This window comes from Pontibacter mangrovi, from assembly GCF_006385705.1.
Lineage (GTDB): Bacteria > Bacteroidota > Bacteroidia > Cytophagales > Hymenobacteraceae > Pontibacter > Pontibacter mangrovi.
This window is the reverse complement of record NZ_VFRQ01000008.1, coordinates 139751-157187: the sequence shown is the minus strand read 5'-3', so window position 1 is coordinate 157187 and position 17437 is coordinate 139751. Positions and strand designations below refer to the sequence as shown.

Below are 17437 nucleotides of genomic sequence, written 5' to 3'. Positions count from 1 at the left end.
GGCTAAAAGTATAGATACAATATAAAAACAAAAAACATAGGTTGTATGCCCGTGCTACGAAAATGTTAACAATAGGGTTGTTTTCTTTTTAAATCAATTGCTAAAGCAGGAAAAGTTTTATTCCTCCGTATTATTGCAAGGAGTCTGAAAAAAACATTCGTATTAGCTAATTATAATGAAGCTTAGCCAATGCTGTATATGTTTTAAAAGAGTATTGCCGGGTAAGTGCAATTAGAACCTGATCCGGAAGGTGGTATGCTGGCTGTTTTCGGAGGTGAGCGAGAAGCCGAACCCGTGATTTACCAGAATGTCGCGCACCATGGTTAAGCCGATGCCCTGGCCTTTGGCTTTGGTAGTATAAAATGGCGTGAACAGGTTGGCCTGCACCTCTGCCGGTATGCCGCCCCCGGAGTCGGTGATGCTGAGTTGGGCCGGGCTGGCGGCAGTGGCAACGGTAATCTCCCCATCAGAGCCAATGGCCTCCATCGCGTTTTTAAGAATATTGAGTAGCACCTGCTCCAGCTGCTGTACGTCCAGTTCTACAACAAGCGGCTCGGCTGCCAGCTGCCACCGCAGCTGAATATGCCGGCGCTGCAGCTCAGGCCTTAGCAGGCGTTGCAGGTTTTGCAGCAGGAGGTGCACATCCGTTGGCGTTTTTCGGGGCTTCGGCAGCCGCACCACTTCGGCAAAGTTGGCCATAAAGCGGCTCAGGTTGGTGTTACGGTCCGTGGCCACCTGCAGCACATGCGTAAAATCCTCCTGGTCCTCGGGCCGCAGCTGGGCAGTATAGAATCCAAGCGAGCCGAGTATGGAGTTGATGGCTCCGGTAGTATTGTTCACCTCATGCGACATCACCCGGATCACTTTCTCGTAAGCCTGCCGCTCGTTCTGAAGTATGGCCTCCGTGAGCTCCTCGATAAGTATAAAATAATGCTGGAAACCACGGTCCAGGAAGTGGGCACGGTGGCAGCGGTAGGTCCAGATGCCGCTGATGCGGAAGGTGGTAGACTGGCCTGTAGGCAGGTCTTTAAGTTCTCTCGCCCAGGTTTCGGGCAGCTGACTAACGTGCTTGCCTATAAGTGAAGGAGCTGCCTGCCCCAGAAAGCGCTCTGCTGCCGGGTTTATACTTTCCACCTGGTTGTCGAAGCCCAACAGTATGATGCCGGCAGGGGAGGCCTGGATGAGCTTGTCCAGCAGGAAGTGCTTCTCGGCCTGTGCCACGCGCTCGTGCCGTAGCTGGTCTATCATGCGGTTGTACACGTTCACCAGCTCATCCAGGTCCTGCTGCCCCACGGCCATGAACTTGGTGGAAAAATCCTTGTCGCGGATGGCCTCTATACCCGCCCGGATGAGCAGCAGCGGCTTAAAAAAAGAGCGGTACAGCTGAAAGGAAACAAACGCCGAAATGATGATCAGCAGCTCCATGCCCAGGAACATGAACTTGTTGTGCTGCAGCAGGAAAAAAGCCAGCGCCAGCAGCAGGCCATGTATAAACACGGCGAAAAGTATGAATTTAGTCCGCAGCGTCATACGGGATGTTAAATTTGTCGAGGCGGCGGTAGAGGGCGGCGCGGCTCAGGCCCAGGGCGCGGGCCACCTTGCTGATGTTGTTGTGGTAGAAGTCCATCGACTTTTTGATCATGGAAGCCTCTATTTCCTCCAGCGTCATGGTGCCTACGGCGGGCAGGCTTTTGTCACCGGGCTTGGCGGGGCTTTGCTGCGCCTGCGCCTGGAAGTCCTCGGCCTGCAGCACGTCCCGCTCCGCCACCAGCACCGTACGTTCCACCAGGTTCTTCAGTTCCCGGATGTTGCCGGGCAGCGGCAGCTCCTTCAGCCACTGCAGCGCCCGCTGGCTCACTTCCAGCTCCGGATGGTTATAGGTCTTTTTGAGGTTGCTCACAAAGTACTGCACCAGCAGCGGCACATCCTCCGGGCGCTCGTGCAGGGAGGGCAGCTTTACTTTGATCAGGTTGATCCTATAGTATAAATCCTCCCGAAACTTGCCTTCCTCCACCAGCTTCGCCAGGTTTTTGTTCGTGGCACAGACAACCCGAATGTCGAGTTTGCGGGAGCGGCTGTCGCCGAGGACCTCGTAGGTGCGGTCCTGCAGCACGCGCAGCAGCTTCACCTGGCTGTTCAGGTCCAGCTCACCGATCTCATCCAGAAAGATAGTGCCCTTGTTGGCCAGCTCAAATCTGCCCACTCTATCAGATTTGGCATCAGTGAATGCACCGCGCCTGTGGCCAAACATCTCGCTCTCGAAAAGGGTGGAGGAGATGCCGCCGAGGTTTACTTTTACAAAAGGCTGGCTTTTGCGCAGGCTGTTGCGGTGGATGGCCTCTGCAATCAATTCTTTACCTGTGCCGCTTTCGCCCTCGATCAGTACGGAGGCATCGGTGGGCGCTATCTGGCCAATCTTTTTCAGGATCTGGAGCAGCTGCGGGTCCTGCCCGACGATGTTGCCGAAGTCAAACTGCTGGTCCAGTTTTTTGCGGCTAAGCCCTCCGCTTGTCTCCTCCTGCGGTTCCTGCGACAGACTAAGGGCCGTGCGCACGGCCTGCAGCAGGTACTCGTTGCTCCAGGGCTTGGTTATGAAGTCGGCAGCCCCCAAACGCATTCCTTCAACAGCCAGGCTAATAGAGCCCCAGCCCGTGATAAGTATAACCGGCAGCTTGGGGTACAGACCTTTGAATTTGCCCAGTAGGTCCAGCCCGTCGTGCCCGGTGGTGTCGATGGAGAAGTTCATGTCCATGATGACCAGCTCGAACGAGTGCTGCGCTGCCAGTTGCAGCGCTTCCTGCGGGGTGGCAGCCTCTTTGGTCTTGTACCCGTTCTGTTTGAGCAAGAGGCCAAGAGAGGCACGCACTGCTATGTCATCGTCAATTATCAGGATCATGGTTGGGGTTTAAAGTATAAAGATAAGATTTTGAGTTATAAATAAGTAGTGGGTAAGGGGGATGATTGCTTTGGCTATACTTTATACTGTTCCTGGCGCAAGCGTCCGCTTGTGCCTCCGCTTCCTGCAGCTTGACACAAGCTATCCTTTCTAGCTACTGTTCATCCTCAGTCTAACAAGCCTATCGTTGCATCTCATGCTTGGCTCCCTCCCAGGCCGGGAGGCCTCATCTTCCCGCATCGCGCTGTGTTCCCTTCCTTTGCTCCTGCGTCGCAATGCCGCCAAGGCGGCACCGGAATCTCACAAGGCGCTCAACGGAAAGATTGGGAGCAGTTTTCCTTAGCCACCGCTTTGTCGTCTCGACCTTTGGGAGAAATTTTTTTAAGGTTCTCGATAGATCTCTCACAGCTACGCTGGCTCTTTTCGGCTCTCGCCTCAAGAGTACTCGAGATGACAGAGAGTGTGGTAAGTATAATTCCCCTCCTCTGGACTACCGAGAACGGGAGTTCGAAGGTAGCGAGCGTAGCTCTTAGGGGTGGGTTTACACCTGCAGAAACCCCCTCTCCTGTTTTTAGGAGAGGGGTGGGGTTACTCCTCATGCAAAGCCATGGCCGGGTGTATGCCTGCCGCCTGGCGGCTGGGGTAAAAGGCGCAGACAGCAGTGAGCAGGTAAATAATACCTACCGCACTCAGAAGCGCGATAAAGTATACTTCCGACTCGATCTGAAACACCTGCAGCAGCGGGAACTGTACGGCAAAGAACACACCCAGCAGCAGCCCGAAGGTTGCCAGCACCAGCACTTCGCCAATAAACTGCCAGTAGATCTGAGAGGAGGCAGCGCCCAGCGCACGGCGCAGGCCAATCTCGCCGTTGCGGCGGCTGATGTTGTGCCACAGCACCCCGAATAGCCCAAGCGCCACATTCAGGATGAGGAAGCCACAAATAAACCCGAGGGCAATCATGGGGGCCAGCGTGAGCTTTGCCTTGTTCTGGCGCATCTTCTCCAGCGTGGAGACTTCCACTGTCCAGTTCTTTCCGATGCTGGTAATCTGCCTCACCATTTTCTCCTCAAACGCCACCCCAGTGCCCGGCTTTACCCGCACCAGTAGCTCGTTCCAGAAAAAATCCGGTTTCTTCTGCATATTAATGCGGTTAAACAAGGCAGGCGATTCTGCGGCAAACTCGCTGGAGGCCCGGAAATAATCTGTAACGCCCACTACTACATAGTTGGAGGTGTCGGATATAGGTATAAGCTTTCCCACAGCTTCCTCCTGGCCGAACAGTTTCTCTTTCAGGAGCTTGTTTATGACGATAGGCCTGTGGTGCGAGGCATCATCCTGCGGCCCAAACCAGCGGCCTTCGCTTACCTCAAGCTGCATGACGTCAGCGTAATCATCCTGCACGTCATATACATCTGTCTGCACATCCTTTACATTGCCGTACGATAAGTTGTCCATCATCTGGCTGAAGGCAAAAGGAGCGTTGGAGCTGGTGAGGGAAACATGTTGCACCTCCGGGAAAGCCTGCACCCGCTGCAGTACCTGCTCTAGCTGCTGCCTGTTCTCAGCTGTGGAGTCAGTGCTCGGGCGCATGGTTACCAGCCATACATCCTCGTGCTCAAAACCAAGCGGCTTGGTATAGTTGCGCACGTTGTAGGTAACCAGGCTCAGCACCCCGAACAGCACCAGAAAACAGAAGAAAATCTCGGTGATCAGCAGGAAGTTACTCTTTTTCCTGTTCCAGATCAGTTTAAAAAGATGGCGTATCATTTTGTACCTCCTCTCAGCGCCTCTACGGCATGTAAGCGTGACATTTTATAAGCGGGGTATACTCCCGAAATCAAACCAAAAATAAGGCAAAACAGCAGGCCCAACGCAAACACGCGCAGGTTCAGGCCCAGGTTGGCGTAGGCTATCAGGCCGCTGTCGTTGATAAGGCTGAGCACCAAGGCCGACAGCGCAAAACCCAGCAAACCGCCCAGCAGCGTCAGGAAAACGTTCTCCACCAAAAACTGCCCAATAATAGTAGAGGAGGAGGCGCCGAAGGCTTTTCGCACCCCAATCTCAGAGGAGCGCTCCATGATGCGGCTGATGTTGATGTTAACCAGGTTAATGGCCGGCAGCAGCATGAACAGCAGGGAAAGCGCGACAAGTATGGCGTAAAGTTTTGGGAGCCCGGAGGTGGTGCCGTTACTTAAAAACGTGCGGGCAATGCTCTCCAGAAACGTGTCGGGGTAGGAGGTTAGCAGCGTGCCTTTCTCCGGTTGCTGCCGCTCCACGGTTTGCAGCATCTGCGCATACTCTTTTTTAATAGCAGGTATATCGGAGGCGTTACGAGCCATGATGGTAGCAAAGTAGAAGCCCCGCAGGCCAGGCTTGTTAAAGTCCTGGCTTTTGAGCGTAATCGGCACCCACATATCGGCATAAGAGTGCACACGCAGCACCGGCACATCTTCCACCACGCCCACTACTTTATACTTTACCTGGTCTACTTCTATGTAGTTGCCAATGGCCGGAGCATCGCCGAAGTATTGGTTGCGGGTATGTTCGTTGATAACGGCCATACGGTTGGCGCTCTCTACGTCGGGACGGCTAAAGGCGCTGCCTTCCAGGAAGTTGAATTTCAGGATGTCCCAGAACTTCTGGTCGGTATACTTTATCTCCAGGGCCAGTTTGCGGTTGTTGATGTAACTGTTTACCTGGGAAGGCACCGAGTTGATGGAAACCTGCTCCGGCGTTTTGAGCGTGCGCACGTGGCGGTCCAGGAAGTAGTAGCTGGGCGGACCGCTGCTGGTATAGCTGTCCTTTATCTGCTCCCGCATCATGTTCACAAACAAGAGTTTATCGGTATCGCGCTCGGGCATCTGCGGCCCGAAAGTATGGTCGAAGAGGGAGGAGGCCACCATCAGCACCATCAGGGTAAAGCTGATGCCGAAGAGGCTGATGAAGGTGAAGAACTTGCGCCGCAAGAGCACCTTCCAGGCTATTTTCAGGTAATTCTTCAGCATGGCTATACTTGTTGAAGGTTGTTGGCAAACACCTTGGCGTCAGAAACCTGCTGCCCGTCGAAGAAGCGCACCAGGCGCTCGGTTTTCTGGGCCATGTTCTCGTCGTGTGTCACCATTACGATGGTGGTGCCGTCCTGCCGGTTCAGGTCCAGGAGGATGTTCATGATTTCCTCTCCCATCACAGAGTCGAGGTTGCCGGTTGGCTCGTCGGCCAATATGATCTGCGGCTGACCGATGAGAGCGCGGGCAATGGCCACCCGCTGCCGCTGTCCGCCGGAAAGCTGGGCTGGAAAATGTTTCGTGCGGGCGCTAAGTCCTACTTTCTCCAGGGCGGTTTTGGCGAGCTTTGTGCGATCGGAGGCGGAAACGCTGCTGCGGTAAAGCAGAGGCAGCTCCACGTTGTCCAGCACGCTCAGGTCGTTTACCAGGTGGTAACTCTGGAAGACAAAGCCGATCTTCTCGTTGCGGATGTGCGCCAGTTCCTTGTCTTTGTAGCTGGTGATAGCCTGCCCGTCGATCTCTACCACGCCCTGGCTTGGCACATCCAGCAGGCCCATGATGTTGAGCAGCGTGGACTTGCCGCAGCCCGAAGGGCCCATAATAGAAAGGAATTCGCCTTTCGGAACCCGCAGGTTCACGTGCTGCAGGGCCACCGTCTCGATGGACTTTGTTTGGTAGACCTTTTCGATGTTGGATAATGTGATCATAGTTTTAAATATAAGTCTTTTGATTTAATGTTGATTCCGTGTTTTATCTGCTTCTAATTTTCTGGCGCAAGCGTCCGCTTGTGCCTATAGCCACCGCTGACGGAGCTTGAACCAAGTTAGGGGGCAGGGGGATGATAATTGTTCCCAAAACTCCCTCCCCTGTTTTTAGGGGAGGGTTGTAGAGGGGACCTCCTCCGCCACAATGGGTTCCTGTTTTTCAAAATCATAAAGCGTTAGTTGTCTTAACATATAGTGCGCGTCCCAGAAGTCGCTGAGCGAGGTGATGTAGGCGCGGCGGGCCTGGTCTTTCTCGGCAAGGGCGATGTTTAAGTCGGTAATGCTGATGCGGCCGATCAGGAACGTGTTTTTGGCTATTTCGTAGCGCTCCGCGGCAATGGCATCGGCCTCAGCAGTGGTTCTGATGCGGGCTTTCAGGGTATTGTACTGGTTCACCTGCGTCAGCACGGCCTGCTCAAAGTTCGTCTCTTCCTGGCTGATGGTATATTCCTCTAATTGCTGGTTCAGCTGCGCCACCTTTACCACAGAGCGCTGCCGGCCCCAGTCCAGAATGGGCATAGAGAAGCCGATGCGCGCGCGCTGCTGGTTTTCGGGACTGCTGTAAATGTCAGTGAAGGAGGCGCCGCGGTTAGTAAGGCCGAAGGTGGCGAACAGACTGGCGTTAAAGCCGTTGTCGCCGCGGGCTTTGGCAACCAGACTCTCGGCTTCCAGTGTCCGGCGCCTGAAGTTTATACTTTCCTTGCGGTTCTTTTTGGCCTCTGCCAGCGCCACTGCCGCTGCCACCGAGGTTGCAGGTATACTTTCCGGCACGCGCAGACTAAGCTGGCTGCTGTCTTTCAGGCCCACGTAATTGCGGAGCGCCAGTGCGGCAGTCTGCTCGTCCAGGTTGGCCTGAGCCAGTGCCAGCTCCGCGTTTAGCACGGCCAGGCGCAGCTGCAGCAAATCGTTTTTGGAGAGGCGGCCGAGTGTATACTTTTCCTGCGCCACCTGGTACAGCGTATCGTTGTTACCAAGGTTCTTGGCAGCTATACTTTGGTTTACCTGCGCCAGCAGCAGATCGAAGTATAATCTGGTGGCTTTTACGGCGATGCTTTCCCGGTCCTCCACATACTGCTTCTGCGCCTCCTCGTAGCGCAGCGGCTCAATCTTTTTATTCCAGCTCAGGGCGTTGTAGGCAAACAGCGGCTGCTCCAGCCCGATAATGGCCGGGTTGCCGTTGTAGCGGGTCTGGTCGCGGTCAAAGTCATCAAAGCGCTGCATGAGCGAGGTAACGAACACCTTACCGCCGGTCGGGCTAATGACCTGGCTGAGCGTTAGGCCAAGATCGGTGTTGTTGATGGAAACGTGCCGAAACTCTGTCGTGCCATCTGGCTGAGTGACGGGGGTGATGGTGCGGCTGAAGTCGGGCAAAGTGCCCTCCAGGCTGAGCTGCGGCCGGTACTCCGATTTTACGCTGCGCCACTGCCAATAGCTGTTCTCGCGGCTCGTCTCCACCTGCAGCGCCTCCGCCGACTGCGCCTGCGCCAGAGTGATCACCTCCTGCAGGCTCAGTTGCCGTGTGCCAGGCTGTGCTATACTTTGGCCGCAGTGCAGGGCAAAGAGTACAAACAACAAACAGTATGGGTAATGCTTTTTCATAGTTTTAGTTTAAGCGTATCACGTAGCACGTATCAGGTATCATGGTTTTTTCAAAGTATAATCTCTGCAAATGATCTCATGCCCCTACCCACTCCCGAATCAAGTCCGGGATCTTCGACTTTAAAGGGGCTGGGGGATGACACTCGTTCAAAAGAATCACTTCAGCCGCACCTTCTGCACATGCTCATACTCTTTCATATCAGAGATCACCACCACGTCGCCGGGCTGCACGCTGCCGTCCAGCTCCACATAGTCTGCGTTGCTTAAACCTGTGCGGGCGGGCACCTGCACCAGCTCGTCCTCGCGCAGCACAAACACGTTATCCAGGGAGCCGCTGTTGAAGTAGGGGCCATTTTTCACGCGCAGGGCATCTGGTTTTGTAGCTGTGGTCACGAACAGGTCCACGCGCAGGCTGGGGCGCAGGAGCGGGTGACTTTTCTCCTGCAGGGCCACATAAAAGGTGACGGTGCCATTTTTTACAGAGGGCTCAATGGCTACAATGCTTCCCTTTAAATCGGTGTTGTTGATGCGGGCAACTGTTTCGCCGCCCACGTGCAGCTGGTCGGCAAAGGCGTCGGAAATGCTGGCCTGCAACCGGAAGCTGCTCAGATCGGCCATGCGGGCAATCACCTCGCCGGCATTCACGCTGCTGCCAATCTCGTTTTTCACCCAGGTTACCACGCCGGGGCGGGTGGCGCGCACCTCTGCCTGTTCCATCTTGCGCGCCAGTTCCTCCAGCGAGCGGCCGTTCATGGCCAAGGTAAACTGCAGCTCCTGCTCGTCAGCCTTTAGCAGTTTGCGCTCGCTCTCGATGTCCTGCTCCAGCTGCGCCAGTTCCTGCTGCGCAATCTTCAGCTTCAGCTCCGCCTGCTTTACCTGCTCCTGGGTGCCGCCGCCTATTTTCAGAAGGTACTGCTCATCCTCCAGCTGCGCCTGCAGGCTTTTCACGTTCATGCGCTTTATCGCCAACTGCGACTCCAGGCTGTTGAGCTTTTTCTCCAGTTCCAGGCGCATCTGCACGCTTTTGTGCTGGTTCAGCTGCTGTTCGTCTTTCAGTTTGTCGTAGGCCAGTTGGGTAAAGGAGCGGTCCAACAGCAGGATCTGCTCCCCCGGCTTCACCTGCTCCCCGGTGTTGCGCACCACTTGCTCAATGCGCGCCTGAATGGGACTCGTGATAGCCTGCTCATGCTCCGGCACCACTACCCCCGAGGCGGTTAAAGTTGCCACCACCGGCCCTCGCTCCACCACAGCCGTGCGTACTTCGCTGCGGCTGATGCCCGGCGCAATTATACTTCTGAACCCGAAGATGGCGGCCAGCACCAGGCCAGCGGCAATACCTATTTGCCAGAAGCGCTTGCGTCGGTTGGCTTGTTTGGCAGCGGCTGATAATTCACGATCCATAGTTTTATTTTATACTTGCTCGTGAGGATATAGCCAATTTAGGTGCCAGTTATGTAAGTAGCTGATTTACAGTTTAATATAGTTTAAAATGCAGGTTTTTAGGCTTTTGGAGGTGTTCAATAATGAACAGGTTGTGCGGTTTTGGGAGGGGGGAGGTGGATTAGCTGAAGAATACTTATTTTATTATACTTAAGATCTCTTCTTGTTAACAACTTAATTTATGGATTTGAGAATTGTCACTTGGAACTGCAATGGAGCGCTAAGGAAAAAGTATGAGTTCCTGGCAGCTTTCAATGCTGATCTGTTAGTCATACAAGAATGTGAGAATCCTGCTGAAGCAGCTCACGGTGGCTATAAAGAATGGGCAAAGAATTATCTATGGGTTGGAGATAATAAACATAAAGGCCTCGAAATATTTGCTAAAGAAGAAATCGTACTCGAAGCTTTAGATTGGGAGGATGCCTATCAGGGGCATCAGGTAAAATATTTTATACCTTGCCAAGTAGATCAGAGCTTTCAGCTGCTGGCAGTTTGGGCTCATTACAATAATTCTCCAAACTTTGGGTACATAGGGCAACTTTGGAAGTATCTACAGTTAAATAAGCAGCACCTTAAAAAGGCTGTTATTGCTGGTGATTTCAATAGTAATGCAATTTGGGACGAATGGGATAGGTGGTGGAATTACTCGGATGTTGAAAAGGAGCTTAAAGAGGTAGGCATTGAAAGTCTGTACCATAAGTTTTATGACGAAATTCAAGGTCAGGAGTCGCACCCTACTTTTTTTATGAATAGAAAAGTTGCCAGAGCTTACCACATAGACTATGTGTTTGCTTGTCAGGAGCTAACTAAGTCCTTGCTAAATGTTGAGGTTGGCAAAGTTGATGAATGGTTAAGAATCAGTGACCATTTGCCATTGATTTGCCACTTTAATAACCTGAACCATAAATTTACGGCACCTTGCCTTGTTCATTAACCCACCCCATGAACCTCCCGGAGCACTACGACACCCTCTACAGCACCTCTATAGAGAAGATCCGCTCCGGCCAATACCAGCTCGACCCGCTGCTGGATTCTGACACCGACAACCGCCTTGGCATCACGCTGCTGCTGCGCCCCGACAGCCAGACCAAACAGCAGATTCAGGCATTCCTAGGTGAGTTGAAAGCCATAGACCCGGCGCAGTACTATTATCCGAATTCTGATATCCATATCACGGTCATGTCCATCATCTCCTGCTACAGCGGCTTTGAGCTGGGGCAGATCGCGGTTCCAAAGTATGTCGAGCTGGTCCGGAGAAGTATACCTGCCATGCGCGAGATCAGGATCAGCTTTAAAGGGATTACCGCCTCACCTTCCTGCGTGCTGGTGCAGGGCTTTATGTTGGACGATACGCTGAACGAGCTGCGGGAGAACCTGCGGCTGAATTTTAAAAACTCCGGGCTGGAGCAAAGTATAGACAAACGCTACGCCATCCAAACGGCGCATGCCACCGTGGTTCGGTTCCGGAGTGAGATCAGCAACATGGAAGGCTTCCTGCAGGTGCTGGAGAAGTATAGAAACCATGATTTCGGCACCTTTACGGCAGATGCCCTGGAGCTTGTCTACAACGACTGGTACCAACGCAAGGAGCACGTGCAGGTGCTGCATCGGTTCCGGCTCGGGTAGCAATGCTCTTAATCTAAAAACTTCTATACTTCCAGCTGGTTATACTTTCTGTAAAAACCAAAGTATAAACGTATACTTCAACATCAACTAAAACCTGAAAAACTATGAAAGTACTACTCGTAGGCGGCACCGGCACCATTGGCAAAAGAATCTATTGGCGGCTACAGGATCAGCACGAAATTATTACGGCAGGCTCCAAAAGCGGCGATGTGCAGTTCGACATGACAGACCCTCACGCTGTTGAGGAGCTGTTCAGTAAAACAGGCAAGGTAGATGCGATTGTGGTGGCAGCCGGCGGGGCGCCCATGGCCCCGATAGCGGAGCTGACGCAGGAGCATTTCTACGAAGGCATCCGCAGCAAAATGATGGGGCAGATTAACCTGGCGCTCATCGGGCAGAAGTACCTGAACCCCGGCGGAAGTATAACCCTGACTTCGGGCATACTTTCAGAAGACCCGATTGCCCTGGGCGCGGTGCTGAGCACGGTAAACGGTGCCGTGAATGGCTTTGTGATTGGTGCTTCGGGAGAGCTTTTCCGGCAGGGTATCCGCATCAACGTGGTAAGCCCGGGCATTGTGGAAGACTCTACGGAGGCTATTGGCAGTTACTTCCCCGGCCATAACCCGGTGCCGATGGAGCGGGTGGTAAACGCCTACCTCAAAAGTATACTCGGCATCTGCACCGGGCAGGTCATCAAAGTATATTAAAACCGCTTTGCTGAGCATTTCTCCCCAGCTTTCCTTAATTTGCCTCAAACCGAAAAAGAGATTTTTACATGACCTACCAAGAAAGATTAGCAGCAATCCGAAGCCAGATGAAAGGCGAAGGCGTGAGTGCCTATATCATTCCATCGGCTGATCCGCATATAAGTGAGTATGTGCCAGACAGGTATAAATGCATTGAGTTTGCCTCGGGCTTCACCGGCTCTGCAGGCACGCTGGTGATTACCGAGGAGGCCGCCCACCTGTGGACGGATGCCCGCTACTTTGTGCAGGCCAACGAGCAACTGCAGGGAACCGGTTTTGAGCTGGCGAAACTGCACGTGCAGAACGCTCCGGAATACATCGACTGGCTGGCCGAGCGGCTGCCGGAGGGTGCCACCGTGGCTTTCGACGGCAAACTAATTTCGGTGGCGCTGGCGCAGTTGCTGGAGTCGCAGTTAACGCCTATCGGTTTGAAAATAAACAGCGACCGCGATTACCTGGAGCCGATCTGGCAGGACAGGCCGGATCTGCCTTCCGCACCTGCCTTTTTGCTGGGCGAGGAAATAGTGGGAGAGAGCCTGGAGAGCAAACTGGAGCGCCTGCGTAAAGCCCTGAAAAAGCATCGTGCCGAATACCACCTGATCTCCTCGTTGGATGATATGGCCTGGCTCTTTAACATGCGTGGCTCCGATGTAAAGTGTAACCCGGTGGTGTTGAGCTTCGCGCTCATCAGCCAGGACAAAGCCATGCTCTTTATGGATGCCGCCAAACTTTCAGAAGAGGATCAGGCGAAACTGAGAAAGGCCGGTGTGGAGCTGGAAACCTACGATATGATCGAACGTGCCGTATCGGCCATACCAGGAAACAGCATATTGATCGATCCGCGCCGCAACTGCTATGCCCTGTACAAAGAGCTGCCAAAAGAGGTGCGCGTAATACAGGACACTAACCCGACCACTTTCTTTAAAGCGATGAAGAACGAGGTAGAGGTGGAGCACACGCGTCAGACCATGATCAAAGACGGCGTGGCCTTGATGCGCTTCTTTAAATGGCTGGAGGAGAACATCGGCAAAACCCGCATTACAGAGCTGACGGTGGTGGAGAAGGTACTCGAGTTCCGGGCCCAGCAGGAGGGCTTTGTGGGGGAGAGCTTCGATACGATTTCCGGCTATAAGGCGCACGGTGCCCTGCCGCACTACCGCGTGACCGAGGAAAGCGATATAGAACTGCAGCCAGAAGGCCTGTTCCTGGTAGACTCCGGCGGACAGTATACTTCCGGCACCACCGACATCACCCGTGTGGTATCGCTGGGCAACCTGACGGAGGAAGAAAGTATAGATTATACCCTGGTGCTGAAAGGGATGATCGACGGCTCCACGGCCCGTTATCCGAAAGGCACGAAAGGCTACCAGATCGATGCTATCTCGCGCAAGCCGCTCTGGGATTACACCCGCAACTACGGCCACGGTACCGGCCACGGCGTCGGCTTCTTCCTGAATGTGCATGAAGGCCCGCATGTGCTCAACCCAACGCCAACCGCTGTAGATTTAGAACTGGGCATGATCTCCTCGGTAGAGCCCGGCTTATACCGCACCGGCAAGCACGGCATCCGCATCGAGAACCTGGTACTCACGGTGCAGGATGAGACGAACGAGTTCGGCGAGTTTTATACTTTTGAGCACCTGACGATAGCCCTGATTGACACTACCCCAGTGAAGAAAGAGTTGCTGGAGGCGCACCAAATCAAGTGGCTGAACGAGTACCACGCCCAGGTGGTAGAGAAGCTCAGCCCGCACTTGAACGAGGATGAACTGGCCTGGCTGAAGGAGAAAGCAAAGGCGATATAGGGGAGGGCGTTGTTATAGTACCGGGTCCAACCACCCCTGCCCCTCCTTAGCTAAGGAGGGGAGTCTGTAGCTGCTGCTACTCAGATATAAGCTTTGTTGCTTGGGTTATTCAGGGTCATTCCCCAGCCCCTCCCGGAACAAGTACGGGAGGGGGCTGTGTGGAAAGGCTAGGCTATCGAAAATTGATCCCCAGTTTTTCTGGGAGGCGCCTATGCGAGTTTTTCCGGTGCCGAGCTGAAGGCGAGGCAGCCCGAGGCACGAGGGCAGGAAAAGCTCCCAGCGCCGAGCGGGAAAACGAGGCCTCCCGGCCTAGGAGGGAGCCAAATATGAGGTGGAACTAATGGCCTGTAAGACTGAGGATGAACTGCAGCTAGAAAGGATAGCTTGCCTCCAGTTGCAGTAAGCCGCGGCTAAAGAAGCGGACGCTTACGCCAGATAATGCTGAACAAATTCCCCTCCTCGGAGGGGTTGGGGTGGGTTTACACCCTAACACCACATGCAGATAAAAGAAATACCACCTGAAGATACCTGGCAGCTCAGGCGCGACGTGATGTGGCCGGGGCAAAGTATAAATTACGTGCAGCTGCCGGAGGATGAAAATGGCCAGCACTTCGGTTTATACTTGTCTGGTGAGTTGGTGTCGGTGGTGTCGCTGTTTGTGGAGGGGGAGCGGGCGCAGTTTCGTAAGTTTGCCACACTGCCGCAGCACCAGGGCAAAGGCTATGGATCCAAACTGTTGCAGCACCTGATCGAGCAAGCGAGAGCGCAAGGTATAACCCAACTCTGGTGCAATGCGCGGCAGGAGAAAGCGGCTTTTTATAAGCGCTTCGGGCTGCAGGAAACAAATCATACTTTTATGAAGGGAGGAAAAGAGTACGTAGTGATGGAAGGAAGTATACCTATGGCTGTAGCCACAGGAAGCTAGATCATGCGGGAGTTTATACTTTTCATCGACACCGAGACTACCGGCAAACCGCTGGATTGGGACGCGCCTTATTCCGATGCGACAAGCTGGCCATACTCTGTGCAGATTGCCTGGGCGGTTTATACAAAAGAAGGGCAGGAGCTGAAGGGCGAAAACCATTACATCTACGAGCCGGAGCTGGAAATATCAGAGACATCCGAAAAAATACACGGCATCACAAAAGAGTTTCTGCAGGAACACGGCAAGGCGCGGAAACAGGTGCTCTCGCTGTTGGCGCAGGACCTGGAGAAGTACCAGCCGCTGGTGGTAGGCCATTTTATGCAGCTCGATTACCACATGCTGGGCGTAGGCTTCCATAGGGCTAACCTGCCAAACCCGCTGCCGCAGCTGCCTACGTTCTGCACCATGAACGCCTCCGCGAACTTTTTTCTGAAGCAGGGCCAGCGCTTTCTGAGGCTCGGCGAGCTGTACGAACGGCTGTTTCAGGAGCCGCTGCAGCAACAACACGATGCCGCCGTGGACGTAAAGGCAACCGCTGCCTGCTTTTTCAAGCTGATGGAGCAGGGCGATATCACGCCGGAAACTATTTTGCGGCAGCAGGAGGAGCAGCGTGTGTCTCGGCAGGCGTCATCCGCTAAAAACAAAATACAGCTGTTCATCATACTTGCCCTTTTTATACTTGCTGTTTTACTGATTATCCTTTTATGACCGATAAAGTAGAGTTTCTGAAAACGGTGAAGCCTTTTGATAAACTTCCGGAGGAGGTGCTGTTGGGCGTAGCCGACCTGCTACAGGAGGTAAAGTATACTAAAGACACCGCCATCTACCATCAGGAGGTAACCAAGATGAAAGGCGTGGACCTGATAGCGGAGGGCGAGTATGAGAGCTTTTTCTACGACAGTGAGCAGAACAAGCGGGTGGTGGAGCACCATTACAGCGGCTACTGCTACGGCGGCATTTCGGTGCTGCTGAACCGCAAACGGTCGCTGCGCTCGGTTATCGCTAAAAAAGGCACGTTGGTATACTTCCTGCCGCGCCGCGATTTCAGGCAGCTTTGCCAGGGCTACGAGGATTTCTTCCACCACTTCACGGCAGAGTTTGGTCACCGCATGCTCAACGATGAGTTTGCCCATTTCGTGAAAAAGCCGACTGCTTTCCAAGATAATTTCATCGCCTCCGACCAGCTGTACTCGCGCAAAATTGAAACGCTTGTGTACCGCGAGCTGGTAACCTGCCTTGGCGACACGCCTATCTATGAGGCTGCCCGCTTGATGGCCGAGAAAAAGGTGAGTTGCCTGTTTGTGCAGGAGCCGCAGGGGCAGATTATCGGCTACCTCACCGACATCAGCATCCGCGACAACGTGGTGGCCCGGCAGGTGAGCGTGCAGGAACCGGTGCGGCAGGTAATGGATAACCCGATCGTGAGCATCAGCACACAAGGTTTTGTGTATGAGGCCATACTTTTGATGTTCAGGACCAAAACCCGTTACCTGCTGGTGGAGGAGAACGGGCAGTACCTGGGTTTCCTGAGCCGCAACAAGCTGCTGAGCGAGCAGGCGCAGTCGCCGTTCGTGTTCATACAGTCGGTAAAGCTGGCGCAGTCGGTGGAGGAGCTGAAGCGCAAGTGGGAGAAGGTGCCCGAGATCGTGTATCAACTCCTGGACCGCGGCGTGAAGCCCGAGATCGTGAACCAGGTCATCACCACCGTGTCGGATACCATTGCCACCAAGGTGATTGAGGGTGTGATAGAGGAAATGGGCACGCCGCCGGCCAAATTCGTGTTTATGGTGCTGGGCAGCGAGGGCCGCAAAGAGCAGACGCTGAACACCGACCAGGACAACGCCATCATTTACGAAGACAAGGCCAACGAGCAGCGAGAGCTGGTGCGGGAGTATTTCCTGAGCTTTGCCGAGCGGGTGTCGGAGCGGCTGGATACGATTGGCTTTAGCTTCTGCAAAGGCGGGTTTATGGCCAAGAACTCCAAATGGACGCACTCGCTCTCGCACTGGAAGCGGAATTACACCAGCTGGATGCAGGAGCCGGACCCGGAAACGGTGATGAAATTCTCCACCTTCTTCGACTGCCGCTATATCTATGGCGAGGCCGCTATTATGGACGAGCTACGGGAGTTTCTGGACCAGGAACTGCAGAAGCCGCTGGGCAGGTTTCTGTACCACATGGCGCAGAACGCGCTGCAGTATGAGCCGCCGCTAACCTTCTTCCGCAATATCAAGACCTTCACCAAAGGCAGCCAGGAAGTGTTCGATATCAAGAAAACTATGACACCTATTGTGGACCTGGTGCGGGTGTATGCCCTGAAAGACAGGGTATTTAAGACAAACACCGGGGAGCGCCTGGAGGCCCTGCGTGATCTGGGTGAGTTTACAGAAAAGGATTTTCAGGAGCTGATGCACTCTTATTATTACCTGATGAGTTTGCGCCTGAAGAAGCAGGCCGTGCAAATCATTCAGGACAAAGCCGCTGCAGACAACTTTATTGACCTCCATAGCCTGACCAAGATAGAGCAGGTAACCTTAAAAGAAATTTTTAAGACAATTGCCAACTTTCAGGCAAGTATAAAACTCAAGTTTACGAACTCGCTATTGGGGTAAAAAACAGGCTATACTT

At 53.8% G+C, this 17437-nt stretch carries 14 protein-coding genes; 7 read left to right on the top strand and 7 right to left on the bottom strand.

Translation table 11 applies throughout. The features are described 5' to 3' along the window. Window positions 1-231: 231 nt before the first annotated feature. The 7 genes from FJM65_RS15530 to FJM65_RS15500 all read right to left on the bottom strand — a co-directional run bounded on the left by FJM65_RS15530 (window position 232) and on the right by FJM65_RS15500 (window position 9668). The gene (locus FJM65_RS15530; protein ID WP_140622465.1) at window positions 232-1530 is read right to left on the bottom strand and encodes a sensor histidine kinase; all 1299 of its coding nucleotides are present in this window, start codon (window positions 1528-1530) and stop codon (window positions 232-234) included. After that, complete coding sequence (locus tag FJM65_RS15525; protein WP_140622464.1) at window positions 1514-2896, bottom strand: sigma-54-dependent transcriptional regulator; 1383 nt, start codon at window positions 2894-2896, stop codon at window positions 1514-1516. Before FJM65_RS15525 ends, FJM65_RS15530 begins: the two co-directional genes overlap by 17 nt. Before the next feature lie 588 nt (window positions 2897-3484). Beyond that, on the bottom strand, window positions 3485-4666 hold the full coding sequence (locus FJM65_RS15520; RefSeq protein WP_140622463.1) for an ABC transporter permease: 1182 nt from the start codon (window positions 4664-4666) through the stop codon (window positions 3485-3487). After that, window positions 4663-5904 (bottom strand): ABC transporter permease, encoded by a 1242-nt coding sequence (locus tag FJM65_RS15515; RefSeq protein ID WP_140622462.1) that lies wholly within the window; start codon window positions 5902-5904, stop codon window positions 4663-4665. Before FJM65_RS15515 ends, FJM65_RS15520 begins: the two co-directional genes overlap by 4 nt. Window positions 5905-5906: 2 nt before the next feature. Beyond that, a complete protein-coding gene (locus FJM65_RS15510) occupies window positions 5907-6611 on the bottom strand; it encodes an ABC transporter ATP-binding protein (protein WP_140622461.1) in 705 nt (234 codons plus the stop codon). 165 nt (window positions 6612-6776) lie between these two features. Next, window positions 6777-8267, bottom strand: a complete 1491-nt coding sequence (locus tag FJM65_RS15505; RefSeq protein ID WP_140622460.1) for a TolC family protein — start codon at window positions 8265-8267, stop codon at window positions 6777-6779. Window positions 8268-8423: 156 nt separating this feature from the next. Beyond that, a complete protein-coding gene (locus FJM65_RS15500) occupies window positions 8424-9668 on the bottom strand; it encodes an efflux RND transporter periplasmic adaptor subunit (protein WP_140622459.1) in 1245 nt (414 codons plus the stop codon). Between the two features lie 220 nt (window positions 9669-9888). Here FJM65_RS15500 and FJM65_RS15495 point away from each other — a divergent pair, with 220 nt between their 5' ends. The 7 genes from FJM65_RS15495 (at window position 9889) to FJM65_RS15465 (ending at window position 17421) form a co-directional block, all read left to right on the top strand. Continuing rightward, on the top strand, window positions 9889-10641 hold the full coding sequence (locus FJM65_RS15495; protein WP_239022980.1) for an endonuclease/exonuclease/phosphatase family protein: 753 nt from the start codon (window positions 9889-9891) through the stop codon (window positions 10639-10641). Window positions 10642-10649: 8 nt separating this feature from the next. Next, window positions 10650-11333, top strand: a complete 684-nt coding sequence (locus FJM65_RS15490; RefSeq protein ID WP_140622458.1) for a 2'-5' RNA ligase family protein — start codon at window positions 10650-10652, stop codon at window positions 11331-11333. Between the two features lie 104 nt (window positions 11334-11437). Beyond that, on the top strand, window positions 11438-12040 hold the full coding sequence (locus tag FJM65_RS15485; protein WP_140622457.1) for a short chain dehydrogenase: 603 nt from the start codon (window positions 11438-11440) through the stop codon (window positions 12038-12040). A gap of 68 nt (window positions 12041-12108) precedes the next feature. Continuing rightward, window positions 12109-13884, top strand: a complete 1776-nt coding sequence (locus tag FJM65_RS15480) for an aminopeptidase P family protein (RefSeq protein ID WP_140622456.1) — start codon at window positions 12109-12111, stop codon at window positions 13882-13884. A gap of 496 nt (window positions 13885-14380) precedes the next feature. Next, the gene (locus FJM65_RS15475; RefSeq protein WP_140622455.1) at window positions 14381-14809 is read left to right on the top strand and encodes a GNAT family N-acetyltransferase; all 429 of its coding nucleotides are present in this window, start codon (window positions 14381-14383) and stop codon (window positions 14807-14809) included. A 3-nt stretch (window positions 14810-14812) separates the two neighbouring features. Then, window positions 14813-15517: a 3'-5' exonuclease gene (locus FJM65_RS15470; RefSeq protein WP_140622454.1), complete on the top strand. Its 705-nt coding sequence runs from the start codon at window positions 14813-14815 to the stop codon at window positions 15515-15517. Beyond that, window positions 15514-17421: a DUF294 nucleotidyltransferase-like domain-containing protein gene (locus FJM65_RS15465; RefSeq protein WP_140622453.1), complete on the top strand. Its 1908-nt coding sequence runs from the start codon at window positions 15514-15516 to the stop codon at window positions 17419-17421. Before FJM65_RS15470 ends, FJM65_RS15465 begins: the two co-directional genes overlap by 4 nt. Window positions 17422-17437 lie beyond the last annotated feature (16 nt).

What these genes read in the sequence shown, in the direction of transcription:
- FJM65_RS15530 (WP_140622465.1), bottom strand. Translation starts at nt 1,530, where the DNA reads ATGACGCTGCGGACTAAATTCATACTTTTCGCCGTGTTTATACATGGC.
- FJM65_RS15490 (WP_140622458.1), top strand. Translation starts at nt 10,650, where the DNA reads ATGAACCTCCCGGAGCACTACGACACCCTCTACAGCACCTCTATAGAG.
- FJM65_RS15505 (WP_140622460.1), bottom strand. Translation starts at nt 8,267, where the DNA reads ATGAAAAAGCATTACCCATACTGTTTGTTGTTTGTACTCTTTGCCCTG.
- FJM65_RS15470 (WP_140622454.1), top strand. Translation starts at nt 14,813, where the DNA reads ATGCGGGAGTTTATACTTTTCATCGACACCGAGACTACCGGCAAACCG.
- FJM65_RS15520 (WP_140622463.1), bottom strand. Translation starts at nt 4,666, where the DNA reads ATGATACGCCATCTTTTTAAACTGATCTGGAACAGGAAAAAGAGTAAC.
- FJM65_RS15525 (WP_140622464.1), bottom strand. Translation starts at nt 2,896, where the DNA reads ATGATCCTGATAATTGACGATGACATAGCAGTGCGTGCCTCTCTTGGC.
- FJM65_RS15480 (WP_140622456.1), top strand. Translation starts at nt 12,109, where the DNA reads ATGACCTACCAAGAAAGATTAGCAGCAATCCGAAGCCAGATGAAAGGC.
- FJM65_RS15485 (WP_140622457.1), top strand. Translation starts at nt 11,438, where the DNA reads ATGAAAGTACTACTCGTAGGCGGCACCGGCACCATTGGCAAAAGAATC.
- FJM65_RS15500 (WP_140622459.1), bottom strand. Translation starts at nt 9,668, where the DNA reads ATGGATCGTGAATTATCAGCCGCTGCCAAACAAGCCAACCGACGCAAG.
- FJM65_RS15465 (WP_140622453.1), top strand. Translation starts at nt 15,514, where the DNA reads ATGACCGATAAAGTAGAGTTTCTGAAAACGGTGAAGCCTTTTGATAAA.
- FJM65_RS15510 (WP_140622461.1), bottom strand. Translation starts at nt 6,611, where the DNA reads ATGATCACATTATCCAACATCGAAAAGGTCTACCAAACAAAGTCCATC.
- FJM65_RS15495 (WP_239022980.1), top strand. Translation starts at nt 9,889, where the DNA reads ATGGATTTGAGAATTGTCACTTGGAACTGCAATGGAGCGCTAAGGAAA.
- FJM65_RS15475 (WP_140622455.1), top strand. Translation starts at nt 14,381, where the DNA reads ATGCAGATAAAAGAAATACCACCTGAAGATACCTGGCAGCTCAGGCGC.
- FJM65_RS15515 (WP_140622462.1), bottom strand. Translation starts at nt 5,904, where the DNA reads ATGCTGAAGAATTACCTGAAAATAGCCTGGAAGGTGCTCTTGCGGCGC.